We start from the raw sequence: 18,670 nt of genomic DNA, 5'->3' as shown, positions 1-18,670 counted from the left end.
CGTGTTCACGCGTGTCAGCCTTTTCCTTGCAGCCAATCTGGCAGTGCTGATCCTGGTCAGCGTTGTACTTTCGCTGCTGGGTGTGAATCCCCAACGATTGGCCGTGCTGCTACCCATGGCAGCCGTGCTCGGCTTCGGCGGCTCGCTGATCTCCCTGCTGACCTCCAAGTGGATGGCCAAGCGCGCCACCGGCGCCCAGGTGATCGAACAGCCGCGCAACGACGCCGAGCGCTGGCTGGTGGCTACCGTGCAGCGCCAGGCGCAGGCCGCGGGCATCGGCATGCCGGAGGTCGCCATCTACGACGCGCCCGAGATCAACGCCTTCGCCACCGGCGCCAACCGCAACAACGCGCTGGTCGCGGTCTCGACCGGCCTGCTGCGCTCGATGAGCCGCGATGAAGCCGAAGCGGTGCTCGGTCATGAGGTCAGCCACGTCGCCAACGGCGACATGGTCACCATGGCGCTGCTGCAGGGCGTGCTGAACACCTTCGTCATCGTGCTGGCGCGCGTGGTGGGCGGCATCGTCGACGGGTTCCTGTCCGGCAACCGCGAGGGCGGCGGCCGCGGCTTCGGCTACTACATCATCGTGATGGTGCTGGAAGTGGTGTTCGGCCTGTTCGCGACGATGATCGCCATGTGGTTCTCGCGCCGTCGCGAATTCCGCGCCGACCACGGTGGCGCGTCGTTGGCCGGCCGCCAGAAGATGATCTCCGCGCTGGAGCGTCTGTCGCAGCAGCAGCGTCCCAGCACCTTGCCGGCGCAGGTAGAGGCGTTCGGCATCGCCGGCGGCATCGGCCAGGGCATGAAGAAGCTGTTCCTGAGCCATCCGCCGCTGGAAGAACGCATCGCCGCGTTGCGTGCGCAGCAGGGCACGTTCGCCTGAGTCGTCCTGCGCATGCCGTGAACGAGAAACCCGCCTTCCGGCGGGTTTCTTTTTTTGCTCCAACGCGGGACTGCGACGGGGTCAGCCGAAGTCGTAGTTCATCATCGGCCCCGGCGTGGCCAGGAAGTTGCCCTCCACGTAGTCCACGCCCGTGGTGAACAGGAACGCCATGGTGGCCGCGTCCTGGACGTGCTCGGCGACAGTGAGGATGCCCAGCGCCTGGGCGCGTCCGGCGATCTCGCGGATCTTCTGCTGGTGTTCCGCCGTCTTGCCCAGGTCTTCGCTGAAGACGCGGTCGATCTTGAGGAAGGTCGGCTGGAAGTGCGAGAGCAACTGGAAGGAATCCAGGCCCGCACCGAAGTGCTCCAGGCCCACCTGGCAGCCGAGCTTGGCCGCAGCGGCCTGGAAGGCCTGCGCCTGGCGCAGGTGGGTGAACACCTTGGCCTCCGGCGTCTGCAGCCACAGGCGGTCGCCGGGTACGTCGAGGGCCGCGAGCTGGCGGGCGATCAGGTCGAGCAGGCGGTTGTCGGCGAACGACGCGGGGCTGACCTTGACCACCATGCGGGTGTCGTGCCCGGCGCGCTTGCGCTCGGCCAGCACCTCGATGGCACGGTTCACGACCCAGCGGTCGATGGCATCCAGCAGGCCGTTGTCTTCGGCGATACCGATGAAGGATTGCGGCAGCACCACCTCGCCGTTCGACTCCAGGCGCAGCAGCGCTTCGTACACCTCGCCGGGTTCGCCCTGCAGGCTGACCACGGGCTGGAAGTAGAGGCGGAAGCTGCCGTCCTGCAGCGCTTCCTGGACGCGCTTGACCCAGTTCTGCACGCGCTCTTCCTCGGCGCGATCCACGGCGCCGGGGTCGAAGATCTCGATGCGGTTGCCGCCGAGATTGGTGGCGGTCTGCAGCGAGTCGGTCGCGCGGGTCAGTACCTGGCCGACGCTGGCGATCTTCTCGCCGATCTGCACGCCGCCGATGCTGGCCGTCACCGACGCCGAGCGCTCGCCCACGTTGAAGACGTGGGAGGCATAGGCGGCACGCAGCTTGTCGGCCAGGGCGGCCGTGTGCGCATGGTTGCCGCGCAGCAGGACCGCGAACGTGCGTTCGCCGAAGCGCGCCGCCGTGCATTCGCCGTCCAGCTTCTCCGACAGGCGGGCGGCCAGCGCGGCGGCCAGCGCGTCGGCCGAATCGATGCCGATGTCATGCAGCAGGCGCTGGTAGTGGTCGGGCTCCAGCAGCAGCAGCGCGTACTGGTCTTCGCCACGGGCGACCTGGGCCACGGCGGTCTCCAGCTCGCGCAGGAAGGTGGCGCGGTTCATCAGGCCGGTGACCATGTCGCGCTGGCGGAGGTCCTCGACTTCGCGCGCCAGTTCCGGATCGAACTCCTCGCGCCGGCGGAACACCACTTGCACGCAGGGCTCGCCCTCGTAGGTGGCGGTGGCGAATTCCAGCGTGGCCGGGAAGCTGTCGCCGTCGATGCTGCGGGCTTCCAGTTCGAAGCGCGGCGGCGGCGGTTCGCCCTTGCTGAGCTTCTTCAGCAGGGCCTTGAAGTCGTTGACGTACTGCGGGCCGACCAGGTCGAGCAGCGACAGGCCTTCGACGTCTTCGAAGGATTCGAACCCGAACATCTCCAGGTAGGCATCGTTCGCCCGGATATGCATGCCTTCGTGGATGTAGGCGATCGGGTCGCGCGAGGACGAGATCAACGCATCGCAGCGGCGCTCGGTCTCGCGCAGCTGGCCTTCCAGGCGGCGCTGCGAGCGGCGGGCATCGAGGTCGCCCCATTCGCGGCGCAGCACGGTCAGCACGTGGTCGAAGCGGCCGCGCAGCGCGCTGGCACGGGCACCGGCGGCCTGGTCGGCCAGCACGTCGGCTTCGTTGAGGCCGTCGGCCAGCACGATCACCGGGATGTCCTTGCCGCTGGCATCGACCTGCGACAGCACGGTGGCGAGCGGGATGCCCTTGGCCGAACGCGAGGCCAGCAGCAGGTCCATCGGCTGCGAGGCGACCATCTGCGCCAGTTCGGCCGGGTCCAGCGGGCGGAGCGGACGGACGGCGATACCGCCGTTGCGCAGGGCGGAGACGATCGCCTCGGCGTCCTCGGCGCTGTCGTCCACGAGAGTCAATCGAAGGGTGGTGTCTTTGCCGATCTGCATGCAGCGGGTCCGCCAGGGGTGCGGGTTTAATACACGAAGGGGCGCGGAGCGTCCAATGCACGCGTCGCAGATGCGGCGCGCCGTCGCAGGTTGCGCCGCCTAGAGCGGGCGCTTGCCGGTGTCGCCGGGTACCTCGCGCACCAGGCGGGGCACCAGGTAGCCGGACAACCGCGCGGCGAGCGCGGCATGCAGTGCGCGCGCGCGCGCGTCATCGACTTCGAAATGCGCCACGCCCGCCACGCGATCGAGCTGGTGGAGGTAGTACGGCAGCACGCCGGCCGCGAAGCCGCGTTCGCTCAACGCCGCCAGGGCGTCCACGCTGTCGTTCACGCCCCCGAGCAGCACGGCCTGGTTGAGCAGCTGCACGCCGGCGGCGCGCAGGCGGCCGAGGGCCGCGTCCACCGTGGTGTCGAATTCGTTCGCATGGTTGGCATGGACCACCAGCGCCACCGGCCAGGGCAGCGCCGAGAGCCAGGCGAGCAGGCCGTCATCGACCCGCTCGGGCAGCACGATGGGCAGGCGGCTGTGGATGCGCAGGCGGCGCAGGTGCGGGATATCCGCCAGCGCGCGCGTCAGTTCGGCCAGCTTGCCATTCGAGAGCGACAGCGGGTCGCCCCCCGACAGCAGCACCTCTTCGATGGTGGTGTCGTCGCGGATCAACGCCACGGCTTCGCGCCAGCCTTCGCGCGCGGCGGTTTCCTCTGCGTACGGGAAGTGGCGGCGGAAGCAGTAGCGGCAGTTGATCGCGCAGCTGCCGGTGGCCACCAGCAGGGCGCGCCCACGGTACTTCTGGAGGATGCCGGTCCCGGTGCGGGCCGCGCCGTCGCCGACGGCGTCGAGGCCGTAGCCGGGCGCCGGGTTCATCTCGACGTCCAGCGGCAGCACCTGGCGCAGCAGGGGGTCGTGCGGGTCGCCATGGCGCATGCGGGACACGAAGCCCCGCGGCACGCGCAAGGGGAACTGGGCGGCGGCTTCATCCGACAGGCGTGGTGCCAGCGAGGCCAGTCCCAACAGGTCCAGCAGCTCGCGCGGATCGCGCACGGCGTCCCGCAGGGCCTGCTGCCAGCGGGCGGGCAGCAGCGCGGCAGGCTGTCGGGGGTCGGGGGCTGCGGTTATCATGTCGGGTCTGAAAACAAGCGCCCGCCGGGTCCGGCGGGCTTCCCATTCTATCCGGCCGGCCGTGTCCCGCGGCGGGTTTGTCTTACCCAAGGAGTTTACCCATGGCCAGTTACGGCATGAACGACGTCAAGAACGGGATGAAGATCCTGATCCACAACGAACCGGCGATCATCAGCGATACCGAGTACGTGAAGCCCGGCAAGGGCCAGGCGTTCACCCGCGTGAAGTACCGCCTGATCAAGAGCGGCCGCGTGCAGGAAATCACCATGAAGAGCACCGACTCGGTCGAGGCGGCGGACGTGGTGGATACCGACATGCAGTACCTGTACTCCGACGGCGAGTACTGGCACTTCATGCAGCAGGAGACCTTCGAGCAGGTGCAGGCCGACAAGGCCGGCATGGGCGGCGCCGAGAAGTGGCTGAAGGGTGAGGAAGACTGCGTGGTGACCCTGTGGAACGGCAATCCGATCCAGGTGACCCCGCCGAATTTCGTCGAGCTGCAGATCACCGAGACCGACCCGGGCGTGAAGGGTGATACCGCCGGTACCGGCGGCAAGCCGGCCACGCTGGAAACCGGCGCGGTCGTGCGCGTGCCGCTGTTCGTCGGCCAGGAAGAGATCATCAAGGTCGATACCCGCACCGGCGAATACGTCAGCCGCGTGAAGTGATGGAACAGCAGGCGCTCTATCTCTACCTCGGCATCTGGGCCATCGGTGTGCTGGTGGCCGGGCTGGGCGTGATGCTGTGCTGGAACGCAACCTTGCCGCGGCTGTTCCCCAGCGTGCCGCGGCTGGGCTATGGACGCGCCCTGGCCCTGATGCTGCTGTGCTGGCTGCTGTTCGGCGCCGGCGCCATCGGCCTGAGCTACACGCTGGGATTCTGAGCCGAGGCCCCATGAGCGATCGCACCCCTGAAGCCTGCGACCTGTTGATCGAAGCCGGTTTCGTGGTGCCGGTCGTCCCGCACGGGGTCGTGCTGGAAGACCATGCGGTCGCCGTCACCGGCGGCCGCATCGTGGCGATCGTGCCGGTGCGCGAAGCGCGGACGCGTTTCGCCCCGCGCGAAACGGTGTCGCGCCCCGATGCCGCGCTGATCCCCGGCCTGGTGAATGCCCACACGCACAACCCGATGACGCTGCTGCGCGGCGTCGCCGACGACCTGCCGCTGAAGGTCTGGCTGCAGGAGCACATCTGGCCGATCGAGGGCGCGGTGATCGGGCCCGATTTCGTGGCCGACGGCATCACCCTCGCCATCGCCGAAATGCTTCGCGGCGGCACCACCTGCGTCAACGAGAACTACTTCTTCCCGGACGTGCAGGCGGCCACCTACAAGCGATACGGGTTCCGTGCGCGCGTGGGCCTGCCGGTGATCGACTTCCCCACGGCCTGGGCGACGTCGGACGACGAATACTTCGACAAGGCCGGCGAGGTCCACGACCAGTGGCGGGACGACGCCCTGATCGCGACGGCGTTCGCCCCGCATGCGCCGTACACGGTCAACGATGCCAACTTCGAACGCGTGCGCATGCTGTCCGACCAGCTCGACGTGCCGGTGCACCTGCACCTGCACGAGACCGCGCAGGAAGTGGAGCAGTCGATCGAGAAGCACGGCCAGCGCCCGATCGCGCGCCTGGACCGGCTGGGCCTGGTCAACGACCGGCTGATCGCCATCCACATGACGCAGCTGACGGACGCCGAGATCCATCTCTGCGCCGAGCGCGGCGTCAGCGTGGTGCATTGCCCGGAATCCAACCTCAAGCTCGCCTCTGGCTTCTGCCCGGCCTGCGCGCTGGAGCGGGCCGGTGTGAACCTGGCCGTCGGCACCGACGGCTGCGCCAGCAACAACGACCTGGACATGTTCAGCGAGACGCGCACGGCCGCGCTGCTGGCCAAGGCGGTGGCCCAGGATGCCGCTGCGCTGGATGCGTTCAGCGCCCTGCGGGCCGCCACCCTGGGCGGTGCGAAGGCGATCGGGTTCGACGACCAGGTCGGTTCGATCGAGCCGGGCAAGCAGGCCGACCTGGTCTGCGTCGATCTGTCCGCACTGGAGACCCAGCCGCTTCATCATGTGGTGTCCCAACTGATCTACGCGACGGGTCGCCAGCAGGTCAGCGACGTCTGGATCGCCGGCCGGGCCAAACTGCTTCAGCGGACCCTGGTGGAGATCGACATCGACGGCGTCATCGCGAATGCGCGCCAGTGGCGCGAGCGCATCGCCGGCATCCGTCTTTCCTGAGTAAGGGGTGACGGCGTCATGGCCGGCGTCGTCTTACAATGGCGCCATGACGACCTCGACAGCGCCCCGCGACGACAATTTCAGCCAGGCCGAACTCGACAAGTTCGGCGCACTCGCCAACCGCTGGTGGGATCCGGATGGTCCCCAGAAAGCGCTGCACGCGCTCAACCCGGTCCGCGTGCAGTACGTGCGCGATCGCGCGCGACTGCCGGGCGCCACGGCGCTGGACGTCGGCTGCGGCGGTGGATTGCTGAGCGAGGCGCTGGCGCGCGAGGGCGCGCAGGTCACGGCAATTGACCTGGCGCCGGAACTGGTGAAGGTGGGGCGCCTGCACAAGCTGGAATCCGGCGTGCAGGTGGACTACCAGCTGCGTTCGGTGGAATCGCTGGCCGAAGAGCGTCCCGGCAGCTTCGACGTGGTGACGTGCATGGAGATGCTGGAGCACGTGCCCGATCCGGCCTCGATCATCCGGGCCTGCCACACGCTGTTGAAGCCGGGTGGACGGCTGTTCCTGTCCACGCTCAACCGCACGCCCGCGGCGTTCGCGCTGGCGATCGTCGGCGCGGAATACATCGCGCGCCTGCTGCCGAAGGGCACGCACCACTACCGGGAATTCATCCGTCCTTCCGAGCTCGCCGGTTGGTTGCGCGAGTCGGGCTTCCAGCTCGAGGACGTGACCGGACTGGCCTACGAACCGTGGCGCCACCGCGCACGGCTGTCGTCGCGCACCGACGTCAACTACCTGGTCAGCGCGGTGAAGGCATGACCGCGGCGGGGTTCCCGCGCGCGGCGCTGTTCGACCTGGACGGCACGCTGCTCGACAGCGCGCCGGACATGCTGGCCACGGCCAACCGCATGCGCACCGCGCGTGGCGTCGGACCGATGACGCTGGACGTGCTGCGCCCGCACGTTTCCAAGGGTGCGCGCGCGATGCTTGCCGCGGCATTCCCGGAGTTGGAGCAGGGCCCGCGCGAGGCGTTGGTTCCCGAGTTCCTGGCGATCTATCAGGAAGAACTCGGCCGACACAGCGTGCTGTTCGATGGCGTCGCCGAGATGCTGGCGGCGCTGGAAGCCGCGGGCAGCACCTGGGGCATCGTCACCAACAAGCCGGAATACCTGGCGCGCGACATCCTGCCGCAACTGGGTTGGGAGGCCCGCTGCGCCGTGCTGATCGGCGGCGATACGCTGGCCGAGAAGAAGCCGCACCCGTTGCCGCTGCAGGTGGCCGCCGAACGCATCGGCATCGCCATCGCCGATTGCGTCTACGTGGGCGACGACGAGCGCGACATCCAGTCCGCACGGGCGGCCGGCATGCCGTCGATCGCGGCGCTGTGGGGTTATCGGCAGGTCCACGAAGATCCTGCGCAATGGCAGGCGGACGTCATGGTCGAGTTGCCGGCGACGCTGATCGAGCCGTCGGCGTGGCCTGCCGCACGGCATGTTGTAGGAGCGACGTAAGTCGCGACCGCACGGCCACCGTCTTCAGTTGCCTGCGGGCACCAGCATCCCGGTCGCGACTTACGTCGCTCCTACAGGGTTTCACCGCATGTCCGACTCCGCCGCCCTCGACAGCTTCCTGGAAAAATGGCGCGTCCGCTGGCCGGAGTGGTCGGTGGCCGAGGTGTTCGTCGCGCCTGCGCGGCGTGATGTCGTCGTGGCGTGGTTCGCGCTGCTGCAGGAGTTCGATGACGTCCTGAACATCGCCGGCGATCCGCTGCCGGCGGATGCCAAGCTCGCGTGGTGGGGCGAAGAACTGCGCGGCTGGGCGGTGCAGCGCTCGCGACATCCGCTCGGCCGTCGCCTCGAACCCGTGCGTGCCGATTGGGCGCGGCTTGCCTATGCGCTGCCCACCCTCGCTCAAGCGCGCACGCAACCGATGGATCGTGAAGCAGGGTTCGCTGCGTTGGCGGTGTACGGCGATGCGGTCGCCGCCGTGGAGAACGGCGTATTGGGGCGGATGCCGGCCTCGCGCACCCTCGTCGCGCAGATACTCGCCACCCGCCTGATCGACGTCGGCGGTGCCGCAGTGCCGGCGGACCTGCGGCAGGCCGCGGATGACGCAGGCCGGATCCGCGCCTGGGCCACCTCGCTGCGTGAAGCCTGGCCACTGCGTGATGGCGCGCGCGAGCGCCGCCTGTTGTCCGCCTATGCGCACGGCCGCCTGCGCCGCTTCGCTCGCCAGGGGCAGCCCGCGCCGTTGCCGTCGCAGGCCTCGCTGCTGTTCAGCGGCTGGCGCGCCGCGCGCGGCGACTGAACACCTCGCCTATCGTCGCGATAGCCTGCGGAAGGCGTCGTAACGGACTGTTTCATCTGGTGATTCGGGGCAGGGGGTACAATGCGCGCCATCACTCCCCCGTGCACGACGATGACTTCCTCGCTCCCCGTGGCGCCCCGCGCCGACCTTCCCGACGTCGCCCATCAGCGCGTGCCGCTGGCGCGTCCGCTGGACTGGGTGGGCATGGAGAACATCGCGTTGCCGGTCCGCATTCCGGACGGGCAGGGCGGTCAGTTGCAGGTCGCCGCCAGTATCGACCTGTCGGTGAACCTGGCCAATGCCGATGCGCGTGGCATCCACATGTCGCGGCTTTACCTGGAACTGCAGGATGGCCTGGCGCGTGAAGCCATCACCCCGGCCGGTTTGCGCCACTTGCTGCAGACCAGTGTCGACTCGCAGGCCGGGCTGGCCACGCAGGCGCGCCTGCGCATCCGCTACGAAGCGCTGCTGCAACGGAAGGCGCTGGAAAGCGACTACGCCGGCTGGAAGCGCTACCCGGTCGAGATCGAGGCCACGCTCGCCGACGGCCATCTGACCCTGGCGCTGGCGTTCTCCGTCGAATACTCCAGCACATGCCCGGCGTCGGCCGCACTGTCCCGCCAGGCCAATGCCGAGCGGTTCGCCGGAGACTTCGCGGCAGCGCATCCGCTGTCGGTCAACGTCGTGCACGACTGGCTCGCCTCCGAGCGCGGGCTGGCCGCCACGCCGCATGCGCAACGCAGTCGCGCCAGCGTGCGCGTCGAGCTGCGCCCGCAGTTCGACGAGCTTCCGCTGGTGGCGCTGGTCGATGCGCTTGAAGCCGCGCTCGCCACGCCGGTACAGACGGCCGTCAAGCGCGTGGACGAACAGGCCTTCGCCCGCCTCAACGCCGAAAACCTGATGTTCTGCGAAGACGCTGCCCGTCGCGTGGCGTCGGTCCTGGCCGGCGATGCGCGCATCGCCCGCTACGACGCCACCGTGGCGCACTACGAGAGCCTGCATCCGCACGATGCGGTTGCCCGGGTCAGCGGCAGCAACGATTGAGGCTTCGGTTGCCGGATGTGGGAGCGACGTGAGTCGCGATCGCTCTCAAAGCAAAGCTTCGCGACTTACGTCGCTCCCACACCAGGCCCCTCGCTTCCCGCGTTCGAGCACCAGCAGCRGGTCGATACGCACGTCGAACCGCGCCCACTGGACCAACGGGTGTCATGGACCTTCGACGCGCCGCAGCGCGCCCAGGGAATGATTTACGGGCTGTCACTTCCCGCGTTCGAGCACCAGCAGCGGGTCGATACGCACGTCGAACCAGTTCATCCCCCAGTGCAGGTGCGGCCCCGTGGCGCGCCCGGTGGCGCCGACCGCGCCGATGACCTGGCCGGGTTCGATGCGATCCCCCACCTTCACGTCGATGCGCGACAGGTGCAGGAAGTTCGAACTGATCCCGTAGCCGTGATCGAGCAGCACCGTGCCGCCCGTCAGGTACAGGTCCGGTGCCGCGAACGTCACCACGCCGCCGGCCGGCGCCTTCACGGGGGTGCCGGTGGGCGCGGCGATGTCCATGCCCGAGTGGCCGGCACCCGGCTGGCCGTTGTAGACGCGCGCATTGCCGAAGCGGCCACTGATGCGACCCTGTACCGGCCACTGGAAGGGTTGGGCGAAATCGGTGCGCTCGTCGTCGCGGAGGCGTGCCGCCGTGACGAGCGCCTGTTCGCGTTCGATGCGTGCGGCGATCTCCGGCGGCGGGTTCACGGTCTTGGGTGGCACGCCGTTGACATGCTCGACCGGCCAGTCGCGCGGCGTCACCGCCACGCTGGCGGCTTCGATGCGACCGGAGGGCGAGGTGACCTGGAGAAGTAGCGGGCCGGTCTCGTCCCGGCCCACGCCGAACACGACGGTGCCGTAGGCCGTGGTGCGCAGGATTCGCCCGCGATACTCGACGCGACTGCCGGACGGCACCCTGCCGAACACCAGGGCGCCTTGCGAAGCGCTGGCGGGGAAAACGACGCGCTCATCCGTCGTCGACGGCAGGGCTGCGTCCTGTGCCGCCACGCGCGGCATACCGCCCATGCAGATCGCGGCCAGCAGCGCCGCGACCGCCCACTTCAACGTGCGAACTCCAGTCGCTGGCCGTTCGGTGTGCCGACCAGGTGCTCGCCGTTCCAGACCATGCGCCCGTTGACCCAGGTGGCGCCGATCCGCGAGCGGAACGTGCGGCCTTCGAAGGGCGACCAACCGACCTTGGACAGCACGTCCTCGCGCTTGACGGTGAAGGGCTCGTCGTCGATCAGGACGAGGTCGGCGAAGTAGCCTTCGCGCAGGTAGCCGCGTTCCTTCACGTCGAACAGCTGCGCGGGGGCGTGCGCGAACTTCTGCACCACGCGGGCGACGTCCATGCGCTTCTCGTGCACCAGCTCCAGCGCGGCCACCAGCGCGTACTGCACCAGCGGCAGGCCGGAAGGCGCCTGCACGTAGGGCTTTTCCTTTTCCTCAAGCGTGTGCGGGGCGTGGTCGGTGGCCAGCACGTCGATCACGTCCTCCACCAGCGCCTTGATCAGCGCCTCGCGGTCGCTGGCGTCCTTGATGGCGGGATTGCACTTGATCAGGTTGCCCAGCGCCGCGTAATCCGCGCGGTCGAAGCGCAGGAAGTGGATGCAGGTTTCCGCAGTGATGCGCTTGCGCGCGCCATCCGCGTGCACCAGCGGGCCGGGCGTGAACAGCGCCAGCTCGTCGGCGGTGGAGATGTGCAGCACGTGCAGGCGGGTGCCGTGCTTGCGCGCCAGCGACATCGCCAGGCGCGTGGACTTGATGCAGGCTTCGCGGCTGCGGATGTCCGGGTGGTGCTCGGCACTGAGCGCATCGCCGTACTTGGCCTGGAACGCCGCCAGGTTGGCGTCGATCATCGGCGTGTCTTCGCAGTGGGTGATGATCGGCGTGGGCGCCTCGCGGAAGATCGCGTCCAGGGTGTCGGGGTTGTCGACCAGCATGTTGCCGGTGGAGGCGCCCATGAACACCTTGATGCCCGGCGCGGTCTTCGGGTCGAGCGTGCGGATCGCCTCCAGGTTGTCGTTGCTGGCGCCCATGTAGAAGCCGTAGTTGCCCCAGGCGCGGCCCTTGGCCCGCTGGTACTTGTCTTCCAGCGCCGCGGCGTCCAGCGTCGGCGGGCTGGTGTTGGGCATGTCCATGAAGGTGGTCAGGCCGCCAGCGACCGCGGCGGCCGATTCGGTAGCCATGTCGCCCTTGTGCGGCATGCCCGGTTCGCGGAAATGCACCTGGTCATCGATCATCCCCGGCAGCAGCAGGCGGCCGGCCGCGTCGATCACCGTGTCTTCGCCCTGCGGACGGATCTCGGCGGCGATGCGGGCGATGCGGCCGTTCTCGATCCGCAGGTCACCCTCGGTGACGCGGCCTTCGTTGACCAGGCGGGCGTTGACGATGACGGTGGCGGGCATCAGGGATTCCTGGAGGGACGGGGAGAGGAGGCGTGGGCATGGCCGCACGCCGACGGTACAGGATCGTGGCCGCCGGGGTGGAGCGGATGGCAGCGGCCGATCCGGCGAACGGCCAGCCAGCCGCCCTTCATCGGACCGAACCGGCCGATCGCTTCCATGGCGTACTCGGAACAAGAGGGTACGAAGCGGCAGCGAGGCCCCAGCAGCGGGCTGATGAAGCGCTTGTAGCCCTTCAGCAACAGGATGAGCAGGCGGGAGAGCATGTGGCCGATCATACCGCGTCGGGTTGCCGCTGCCCTCCGGGTAGGCTATAAAAGCGCGCTTTCCCGATGCTCGGGAAGAACAAGGAAGCGCTGTTCGTGGCTGCAAAGAAACCTGCGAAGAAGGCCGCCAAGGCCGCCAAGAAACCCGCTCAGACCGTCGCCAAGAAGCCTGTCGTGAAGAAGGCGGCTGCCAAGAAACCGGCCCCCAAGCCGGCGGCGAAGAAGGCGGCTCCCAAGCCTGTCGCCAAGAAGCCCGTCGCCAAGAAGGCGGCGCCGGTGAAGAAGCCGGCTGCCAAGCCGGTGGCGAAGAAGGCCGCGCCGGTCAAGAAGGCCGCCGCCAAGCCAACCAAGCCCGCAGTCGCCAAGAAGCCAGCGCCTGCGCCGGTCGCCAAGGCGTCGCCCGCCAAGGCGGCACCGGTGAAGGCGCCGGCCAAGGCCACGAAACCCGCTCCCGCCAAGCCCGCACCGAAGCCCGCTGCAAAGCCGGCTCCGGCGAAGTCCGCCCCCACCGCGGCTGCGACCAAGTCTCCCGCCCCGGCGCCTGCCCCCAAGGCAGCTGCTGCGGCTCCGGCCCCCGCCGCCAAGGTTCCGACCCCCCCGAAGCCTGTGCCAGTCCCGAAACCCAATAGCAAACCCGCCAAAGCCCCGACCCCCGCCGCAGCTCCCGTGAGCACGCGTCCTGCCGTCACGCCTCGCCCCGTGGGCAAGGTCGCGGTGGCCGTGGCCGCCCGCCCCGCGGCGCCGGTCGTGCGCGGCAAGGTGAAAGAAGTGCCTTACAAGACCGACGAAGCCACCGGTCGCCCGATCGTGCCGACCGGCTACAAGCCCTCGCCCGAAGAGGAGTACATGAGTGCGTTGCAGCTCGAGTACTTCCGCCAGCGCCTGCTGCAGTGGCGCGCTGACCTGGTCGAGGAATCCAAGCAGACCATCGAGAACCTCAAGGACGAAGTCCGCGACATCGGCGACGAAGCCGAACGTGCGACCCGCGAGACCGAAAACTCGCTGGAACTGCGTACCCGCGACCGCTACCGCAAGCTGATCGGCAAGATCGACAGCACGCTGAAGCGCCTCGAAGGCGGCGACTATGGTTACTGCGTCGATACCGGCGAAGAGATCGGCCTGGACCGCCTCGAAGCCCGTTTGACCGCGGAGCGCACCATCGACGCCCAGGAGCGTTGGGAGCACCTGCAGAAGCAGCAGGGCGACTGAGCCCCGCGTTCCCTCCCTGCGCACGAAAAACCCCGCCTTGGCGGGGTTTTTCTTTTCCGGCCCCGGCGTTCCTGCTTACTGGAGCTCGCGCAGATCGAGGCGCCGCAGGCGTGGCGCCTTCCATGCCGTGACGCCGGCCACGGAGAGGATCGCGAAGCCGCCGATGATCACGGCGGGTACCAGCCCCAGCAGCTTGGCCATCGTGCCGGCGTAGAACGCACCGAGCTCGTTCGACGAACTGACGAAGATGCCGTTGATCGACGAGACGCGCCCGCGCATCTCGTCCGGCGTGGACAGCTGCAGGATCGTCGAGCGCACGACCACCGAAACGCCGTCGCACATGCCGTAGAACAGCAGGATGCCGGCGGACAGCCAGAAACTGCGCGACAGGCCGAACGCGATCACGCTCAGCCCGAAGCCCACCACTGCGAACAGCAGCACGCGGCCTGCATGCTTCTGCAGCGGGTGGCGTGCCAGCCACAGTCCGACACAGACCGAACCGGCCGCCGGCATCGCGCGGAGGATGCCGAGGCCCTCCGGACCATGGTGGAGGATGTCGTGGATGAAGGCCGGCAGCATCGCCACCACGCCACCGAGCAGCACCGAGAACATGTCCAGCGCCATCGCGCCCAGCATGATCTGGTTGTTCAGCACGAAGCGCGCGCCCTGCGCGATGCTGGCGAACACCGGCAGGCTCACCGCCGGTGGGCCAGGCTCTTCCACCTTCAAGCGTGCGAGCACGGTGGCGGCGAGCAGGGCGAACACAACGGCGACCGCGTACGACAGGGTCTTGCCCCCGAACCCGGCGAGCACACCGCCCAGCGCCGGTCCCGTGACCAGTGCCGTCTGGAAAACCACGCTGCCCAGGCCCGCCGCCCGCACGAAGTCCTCGCGCGGCAGCACCTTGGCGAACAACGCGTTGTAGACGGGGCTGAGGAACGACCGCGCCATGCCGGTCAGCGCGATCGCGGCATAGATCGGCCAGGTGCCTTTGACGGGCAGCCATCCCGCCGATACCGCGACGAGGATCACCGCCGTGGTCGCCAGCGCGGCGCACGCCACCATGCCGACGCGTCGCCGGGGCAGGTGGTCGACCAGATAGCCCGCAAACGGTGCTACGCAGAAGAACGGCAGCACTTCCGCCAGGCCCACCAGGCCGAGTGAGAACGTGTCGTGGGTCAGTTCGTAGATATGCCAGCCGACCGTGACCGCGACGATCTGGTACGACAGCAGTGCGCAGATACGGTACGCCAGCACCGCTGCATAGCCGCGGTTGTGCAGCAGCGAGAAGGCGGAGGGGGCCCGACTGTCGCTCACTTCGTGTTGGCGGCCGTCTCGCGGATGAAGGCCAGCAACGAAGCCAGACCGTTGCTGCGGGTGGGCGACAGGTGCTTGGCCAGGCCGATGTCGGCGATGTAGTCCGGCGTGGTCTCCAGGATCTCGGCCGCCGAACGCCCCGAATAGACGCGCAGGGCCAGGAAGATCAGGCCCGAGACGATCGCCGAGTCACTGACGGCGTGGAAATCCAGCTTCGCCGCATCGCCCTCGGGCACGATCCAGACCATCGACTGGCAACCCAGCAGGCGGTGCTCCTCGCGCTTCCAGTCGTCCGGGAAGGGGGGTAGCTTGCGACCCAGGTCGATCAGGTACTGGTAGCGTTCGGACCAGTCGCCGAAGAAGGCGAATTCGTCCTTGATCGCCGCCTGTGCGTCGGCGGCGGTCGGTTCGAGCGGGAAGATCGTGTTGGTCATGGGAGTTCCGGGAGCGCAGCGTCGCCGGCTCCCTGAGGGGGATGGATCAGGCCCGCTTCCAGCGCACGCCCTGCGGCGTGTCTTCCAGCAGGATGCCCTCGGCCGCGAGCTGGTCGCGGATCGCATCGGAGCGGGCGAATTCGCGGGATTTCTTCGCGGCCGCGCGCTCGTCGATCAGGGCCTGGATGCGCGCGTCGTCGTCGCTGGACGTACCGCGACCGAACCACTCGGCGGGGTCCTGCTGCAGCAGTCCCAGCACGCGCCCGGCGCCGACCAGCTCACCCTTGAGGCGTTGCCGGTCCTCCGTCGTCGTCGCCTTGCGGGCGTCGGCGGCGATGCGGGCGACTTCCGCCAGCGCGAGCGGGGTGTTGAGGTCGTCGTCCAGCACATCCTCGATGGCCTGCGGGGTCTCGGCGTCGGCGGTGACGTCGCCAAGGTCGCGCAGCGTGCCGTAGAGGCGGTCCAGCGTGTTCTTCGACTGTTCCACCAGCGCTTCGGACCAGTCCAGCGGCTGCCGGTAGTGGGCGGAGAGCAGGGCGTAGCGCAGCGCTTCCGGCGGATGCTGCTGCAGCAGGTCGTGGACCTTCTCGATGTTGCCCAGCGACTTGCTCATCTTGGCGCCGCCGAAGTTCAGCATGCCGTTGTGCAGCCAGAAACGCGCGAAGGTCTTGTGCGAACCGTCGGCGTGCTTGTGCGCGCATTCGCTCTGCGCCACTTCGTTCTCGTGGTGCGGGAACTGCAGGTCCACGCCGCCGGCGTGGATGTCGATGGTCTCGCCCAGGTGGGCCGCGGCCATCGCCGAGCACTCGATATGCCAGCCCGGGCGGCCGACGCCCCAGGGCGAGTCCCAGCCCGGCAGGTCCGGCGTGGAGGGCTTCCACAGCACGAAGTCGCCCGGGTCGCGCTTGTAGGGCGCGATTTCGACGCGGGCGCCGGCCAGCATTTCCTCCGGATCACGACCGGAGAGCTTGCCGTACTCGGCGAAGCTGGCCACCGCGAACAGCACGTGGCCCTCAGCGGCGTAAGCGTGGCCGCCGGCGATCAGCTGCTCGATCATCGCGATGATGTGCGGGATGTGCGCCGTGGCCGCGGGTTCGATATCCGAGGAGAACTCGCCGGTCACGCCCAGCCCGGCCATGTCCTCGCGATAGGCCGCCGCATAGCGGTCGGTGATCGCCGAGATCGCCACGCCCAGTTCCTTGGCGGCGGCGTTGATCTTGTCGTCCACGTCGGTGATGTTGCGCGCATAGCGCAGCTGGCCGAAGCGGCGGCGCAGCAGGGCCGCCAGCACCCCGAAGACCACCGGGCCGCGTGCATTGCCGATATGGACGTAGTTGTAGACGGTGGGCCCGCAGACGTACATCGTGGGGCAGGCGGGATCGAGCGGCGCGAACGGCTCGACCCGGCGCGTCAGGTTGTTGTGCAGGCGCAGGGTCATGGGCGTGGGGCAGGGGGTACGCGACGATTCTACCGCCTGCGCCCGGGCCGGGCACCCGGTGGGCTCCGTCGGGCGGATGTTCAGCCCCACTCAAGGCGCGACGCCTACACTGTGACACCGGGAAACCATTCACAGGCCACATGCACCGCTTCCGCGCCGCCCTCCTCCTGTCCTGCCTGCTGGCTTGCGCCCCCTTGATGGCGCAGGAGCGGGTGATCCCGACGGAGAACGTGCGGTTGGACTATGCCCAGGTGCTGAGCGTTGAGCCGGTGTACCAGACCCTGCGGGCCACCCGCACCGAGCAACGCTGCGATGAAGTGCCTGCGGCCAAGCCCGAGCCCGCCGCGCGCGAGGACGAAAGCCGCTGGTCGAAGGTGGTCAGTTCCGTGAAAGGCTGGTTCGGTGGCGAGGAAGCCTCTGCGCCTCCGGTAGCCCCGCCCACGGGCACCGTGCGGACCAACTGCCGTGCGGTGCCGGTGGAACGCGAGTTCCAGCGCCCCATCGCCTACGACGTGGATTACATCTACAAGGGCGTGAAGTACCGCTCCCGCCTGGCCGAGGACCCGGGCAACCGCCTGCGCATCCGGGTGTCGGTGGTGCCCTACGTGGTGCCGACGCTGCCTGCCGCCAGCACGCCCTGACGCACGGCATGCGTCCAAGGTAGCCTTGCGCTGCGCCGCAGCACATGCGAGCATTCGCGCCCATGAAGATGAACGCACACGCCCATGCTGACAGCGCGGCCCGCCAGGCCTCGAGCATGACGTCGCGTGCCCGTCGACCGGAATCCTGCATCTAGCTGGGTACCCCGGACGTCGTCGCTTGTTCACCGGAACCCAGCCAGAGGCTGGGTTTTTTCGTTTCTGAAGCCCGTTTTGCCACATTCCCGAAACCAGGATGCCGTAATGAAGCACTTCTTGAACACGCAGGACTGGAGCCGCACCGAGCTGGACGCGCTGCTGACGCAGGCCGCCCTCTACAAGCAGCACAAGCTGGGCGATGCGCTGAAAGGCAAGTCGATCGCGCTGGTGTTCTTCAACCCGTCCATGCGCACCCGCACCAGCTTCGAGCTGGGCGCGTTCCAGTTGGGCGGCCACGCCGTCGTGCTGCAGCCGGGCAAGGATGCGTGGCCCATCGAGTTCAACCTGGGCACGGTGATGGACGGCGATACCGAAGAGCACATCGCCGAGGTGGCGAAGGTGCTGGGCCGTTACGTGGACCTGATCGGTGTGCGCGCGTTCCCGAAGTTCGTCGACTGGGCCTATGACCGCGAGGACATCGTGCTGAAGTCGTTCGCGAAGTACTCGCCGGTGCCGGTGATCAACATGGAAACGATCACCCATCCCTGCCAGGAGCTGGCCCATGCGCTCGCCCTGCAGGAGCGCTTCGGCACCGCCGACCTGCGCGGCAAGAAGTACGTCCTCACCTGGACCTACCACCCCAAGCCGCTGAACACCGCGGTCGCCAACTCGGCGCTGACCATCGCCACCCGCATGGGCATGGACGTGACCCTGCTGTGCCCAACGCCCGATTACGTGCTGGATGAGCGCTACATGGGCTGGGCCGAGCAGAACGTGGCCGAGAGCGGCGGTTCGCTGCAGGTGAGCCACGACATCGAAAGCGCCTACCGCGGTGCCGACGTGGTCTATGCCAAGAGCTGGGGCGCGCTGCCGTTCTTCGGCAACTGGGAGCCCGAGAAGCCCATTCGCGACCAGTACAAGCACTTCATCGTCGACGAGGCCAAGATGGCCCTGACCAACAACGGCGTCTTCAGCCATTGCTTGCCGTTGCGCCGCAACGTGAAGGCCACCGACGGCGTGATGGATTCGCCGCAGTGCATCGCCATCGACGAAGCCGAGAACCGCCTGCATGTGCAGAAGGCCATCATGGCCGCGCTGATGCAGCAGTAACCCCA

General features: G+C 68.4%; 19 protein-coding genes. 11 read left to right on the top strand and 8 right to left on the bottom strand.

Annotated features, from left to right (window positions below):
* Nucleotide 1: 1 nt before the first annotated feature.
* Entirely contained in the window at nt 2-883 is an 882-nt protein-coding gene (gene htpX / locus ASD72_RS13900) for a protease HtpX (protein WP_056880543.1), read from the top strand.
* A gap of 81 nt (nt 884-964) precedes the next feature.
* Here htpX and ASD72_RS13895 read toward each other — a convergent pair whose 3' ends face one another.
* On the bottom strand, nt 965-3,040 hold the full coding sequence (locus tag ASD72_RS13895) for an EAL domain-containing protein (RefSeq protein WP_056880542.1): 2,076 nt from the start codon (nt 3,038-3,040) through the stop codon (nt 965-967).
* Nucleotides 3,041-3,139: 99 nt separating this feature from the next.
* Complete coding sequence (gene epmB / locus ASD72_RS13890; RefSeq protein ID WP_056880541.1) at nt 3,140-4,159, bottom strand: EF-P beta-lysylation protein EpmB; 1,020 nt, start codon at nt 4,157-4,159, stop codon at nt 3,140-3,142.
* Between the two features lie 101 nt (nt 4,160-4,260).
* Here epmB and efp point away from each other — a divergent pair, with 101 nt between their 5' ends.
* The 7 genes from efp to folE2 all read left to right on the top strand — a co-directional run bounded on the left by efp (nt 4,261) and on the right by folE2 (nt 9,692).
* Entirely contained in the window at nt 4,261-4,827 is a 567-nt protein-coding gene (gene efp / locus ASD72_RS13885; protein ID WP_056880540.1) for an elongation factor P, read from the top strand.
* Nucleotides 4,827-5,042, top strand: a complete 216-nt coding sequence (locus ASD72_RS13880; RefSeq protein ID WP_056880539.1) for a hypothetical protein — start codon at nt 4,827-4,829, stop codon at nt 5,040-5,042. Before efp ends, ASD72_RS13880 begins: the two co-directional genes overlap by 1 nt.
* Before the next feature lie 11 nt (nt 5,043-5,053).
* The gene (locus tag ASD72_RS13875) at nt 5,054-6,394 is read left to right on the top strand and encodes a TRZ/ATZ family hydrolase (protein ID WP_056880538.1); all 1,341 of its coding nucleotides are present in this window, start codon (nt 5,054-5,056) and stop codon (nt 6,392-6,394) included.
* Nucleotides 6,395-6,440: 46 nt separating this feature from the next.
* Nucleotides 6,441-7,160 (top strand): bifunctional 2-polyprenyl-6-hydroxyphenol methylase/3-demethylubiquinol 3-O-methyltransferase UbiG, encoded by a 720-nt coding sequence (gene ubiG / locus ASD72_RS13870; protein ID WP_056880537.1) that lies wholly within the window; start codon nt 6,441-6,443, stop codon nt 7,158-7,160.
* Entirely contained in the window at nt 7,157-7,852 is a 696-nt protein-coding gene (locus ASD72_RS13865; RefSeq protein ID WP_056880536.1) for a phosphoglycolate phosphatase, read from the top strand. Before ubiG ends, ASD72_RS13865 begins: the two co-directional genes overlap by 4 nt.
* Before the next feature lie 88 nt (nt 7,853-7,940).
* A complete protein-coding gene (locus tag ASD72_RS13860; RefSeq protein WP_056880535.1) occupies nt 7,941-8,648 on the top strand; it encodes a hypothetical protein in 708 nt (235 codons plus the stop codon).
* 111 nt (nt 8,649-8,759) lie between these two features.
* Nucleotides 8,760-9,692 (top strand): GTP cyclohydrolase FolE2, encoded by a 933-nt coding sequence (gene folE2, locus ASD72_RS13855; protein WP_056880534.1) that lies wholly within the window; start codon nt 8,760-8,762, stop codon nt 9,690-9,692.
* 213 nt (nt 9,693-9,905) lie between these two features.
* Here folE2 and ASD72_RS13850 read toward each other — a convergent pair whose 3' ends face one another.
* From ASD72_RS13850 to yidD, 3 genes are read right to left on the bottom strand one after another with little or no spacing between them, the layout of a single operon-like run.
* On the bottom strand, nt 9,906-10,706 hold the full coding sequence (locus ASD72_RS13850) for a M23 family metallopeptidase (protein ID WP_235578022.1): 801 nt from the start codon (nt 10,704-10,706) through the stop codon (nt 9,906-9,908).
* Between the two features lie 44 nt (nt 10,707-10,750).
* Nucleotides 10,751-12,097: a dihydroorotase gene (locus ASD72_RS13845; protein WP_056880533.1), complete on the bottom strand. Its 1,347-nt coding sequence runs from the start codon at nt 12,095-12,097 to the stop codon at nt 10,751-10,753.
* On the bottom strand, nt 12,097-12,372 hold the full coding sequence (gene yidD, locus ASD72_RS13840; protein ID WP_056880532.1) for a membrane protein insertion efficiency factor YidD: 276 nt from the start codon (nt 12,370-12,372) through the stop codon (nt 12,097-12,099). Before yidD ends, ASD72_RS13845 begins: the two co-directional genes overlap by 1 nt.
* 84 nt (nt 12,373-12,456) lie before the next feature.
* Between yidD and dksA the strand changes: the two genes are divergently transcribed.
* The gene (dksA, locus tag ASD72_RS13835) at nt 12,457-13,569 is read left to right on the top strand and encodes an RNA polymerase-binding protein DksA (protein WP_056880705.1); all 1,113 of its coding nucleotides are present in this window, start codon (nt 12,457-12,459) and stop codon (nt 13,567-13,569) included.
* A 75-nt stretch (nt 13,570-13,644) separates the two neighbouring features.
* Here the strand turns inward: dksA and ASD72_RS13830 are convergent, their stop codons facing one another.
* From ASD72_RS13830 to cysS, 3 genes are read right to left on the bottom strand one after another with little or no spacing between them, the layout of a single operon-like run.
* Nucleotides 13,645-14,886: an MFS transporter gene (locus ASD72_RS13830; RefSeq protein WP_056880531.1), complete on the bottom strand. Its 1,242-nt coding sequence runs from the start codon at nt 14,884-14,886 to the stop codon at nt 13,645-13,647.
* Complete coding sequence (locus ASD72_RS13825; protein WP_056880530.1) at nt 14,883-15,320, bottom strand: SufE family protein; 438 nt, start codon at nt 15,318-15,320, stop codon at nt 14,883-14,885. The genes ASD72_RS13830 and ASD72_RS13825 overlap by 4 nt, the downstream gene beginning before the upstream one ends.
* A 46-nt stretch (nt 15,321-15,366) precedes the next feature.
* Complete coding sequence (gene cysS / locus ASD72_RS13820; RefSeq protein ID WP_056880529.1) at nt 15,367-16,758, bottom strand: cysteine--tRNA ligase; 1,392 nt, start codon at nt 16,756-16,758, stop codon at nt 15,367-15,369.
* 197 nt (nt 16,759-16,955) lie between these two features.
* Here cysS and ASD72_RS13815 point away from each other — a divergent pair, with 197 nt between their 5' ends.
* Entirely contained in the window at nt 16,956-17,399 is a 444-nt protein-coding gene (locus ASD72_RS13815; protein WP_235578021.1) for a hypothetical protein, read from the top strand.
* Nucleotides 17,400-17,660: 261 nt separating this feature from the next.
* The gene (locus ASD72_RS13810; RefSeq protein ID WP_056880527.1) at nt 17,661-18,665 is read left to right on the top strand and encodes an N-acetylornithine carbamoyltransferase; all 1,005 of its coding nucleotides are present in this window, start codon (nt 17,661-17,663) and stop codon (nt 18,663-18,665) included.
* The last annotated feature ends 5 nt before the right edge of the window (nt 18,666-18,670 follow it).

The sequence above is a fragment of the Pseudoxanthomonas sp. Root630 genome, from assembly GCF_001427585.1.
In the GTDB taxonomy this organism is placed as follows: Bacteria; Pseudomonadota; Gammaproteobacteria; order Xanthomonadales; family Xanthomonadaceae; genus Pseudoxanthomonas_A.
The sequence above is the reverse complement of the archived record's forward strand: the minus strand, read 5'-3'. Positions and strand labels throughout refer to the sequence as shown.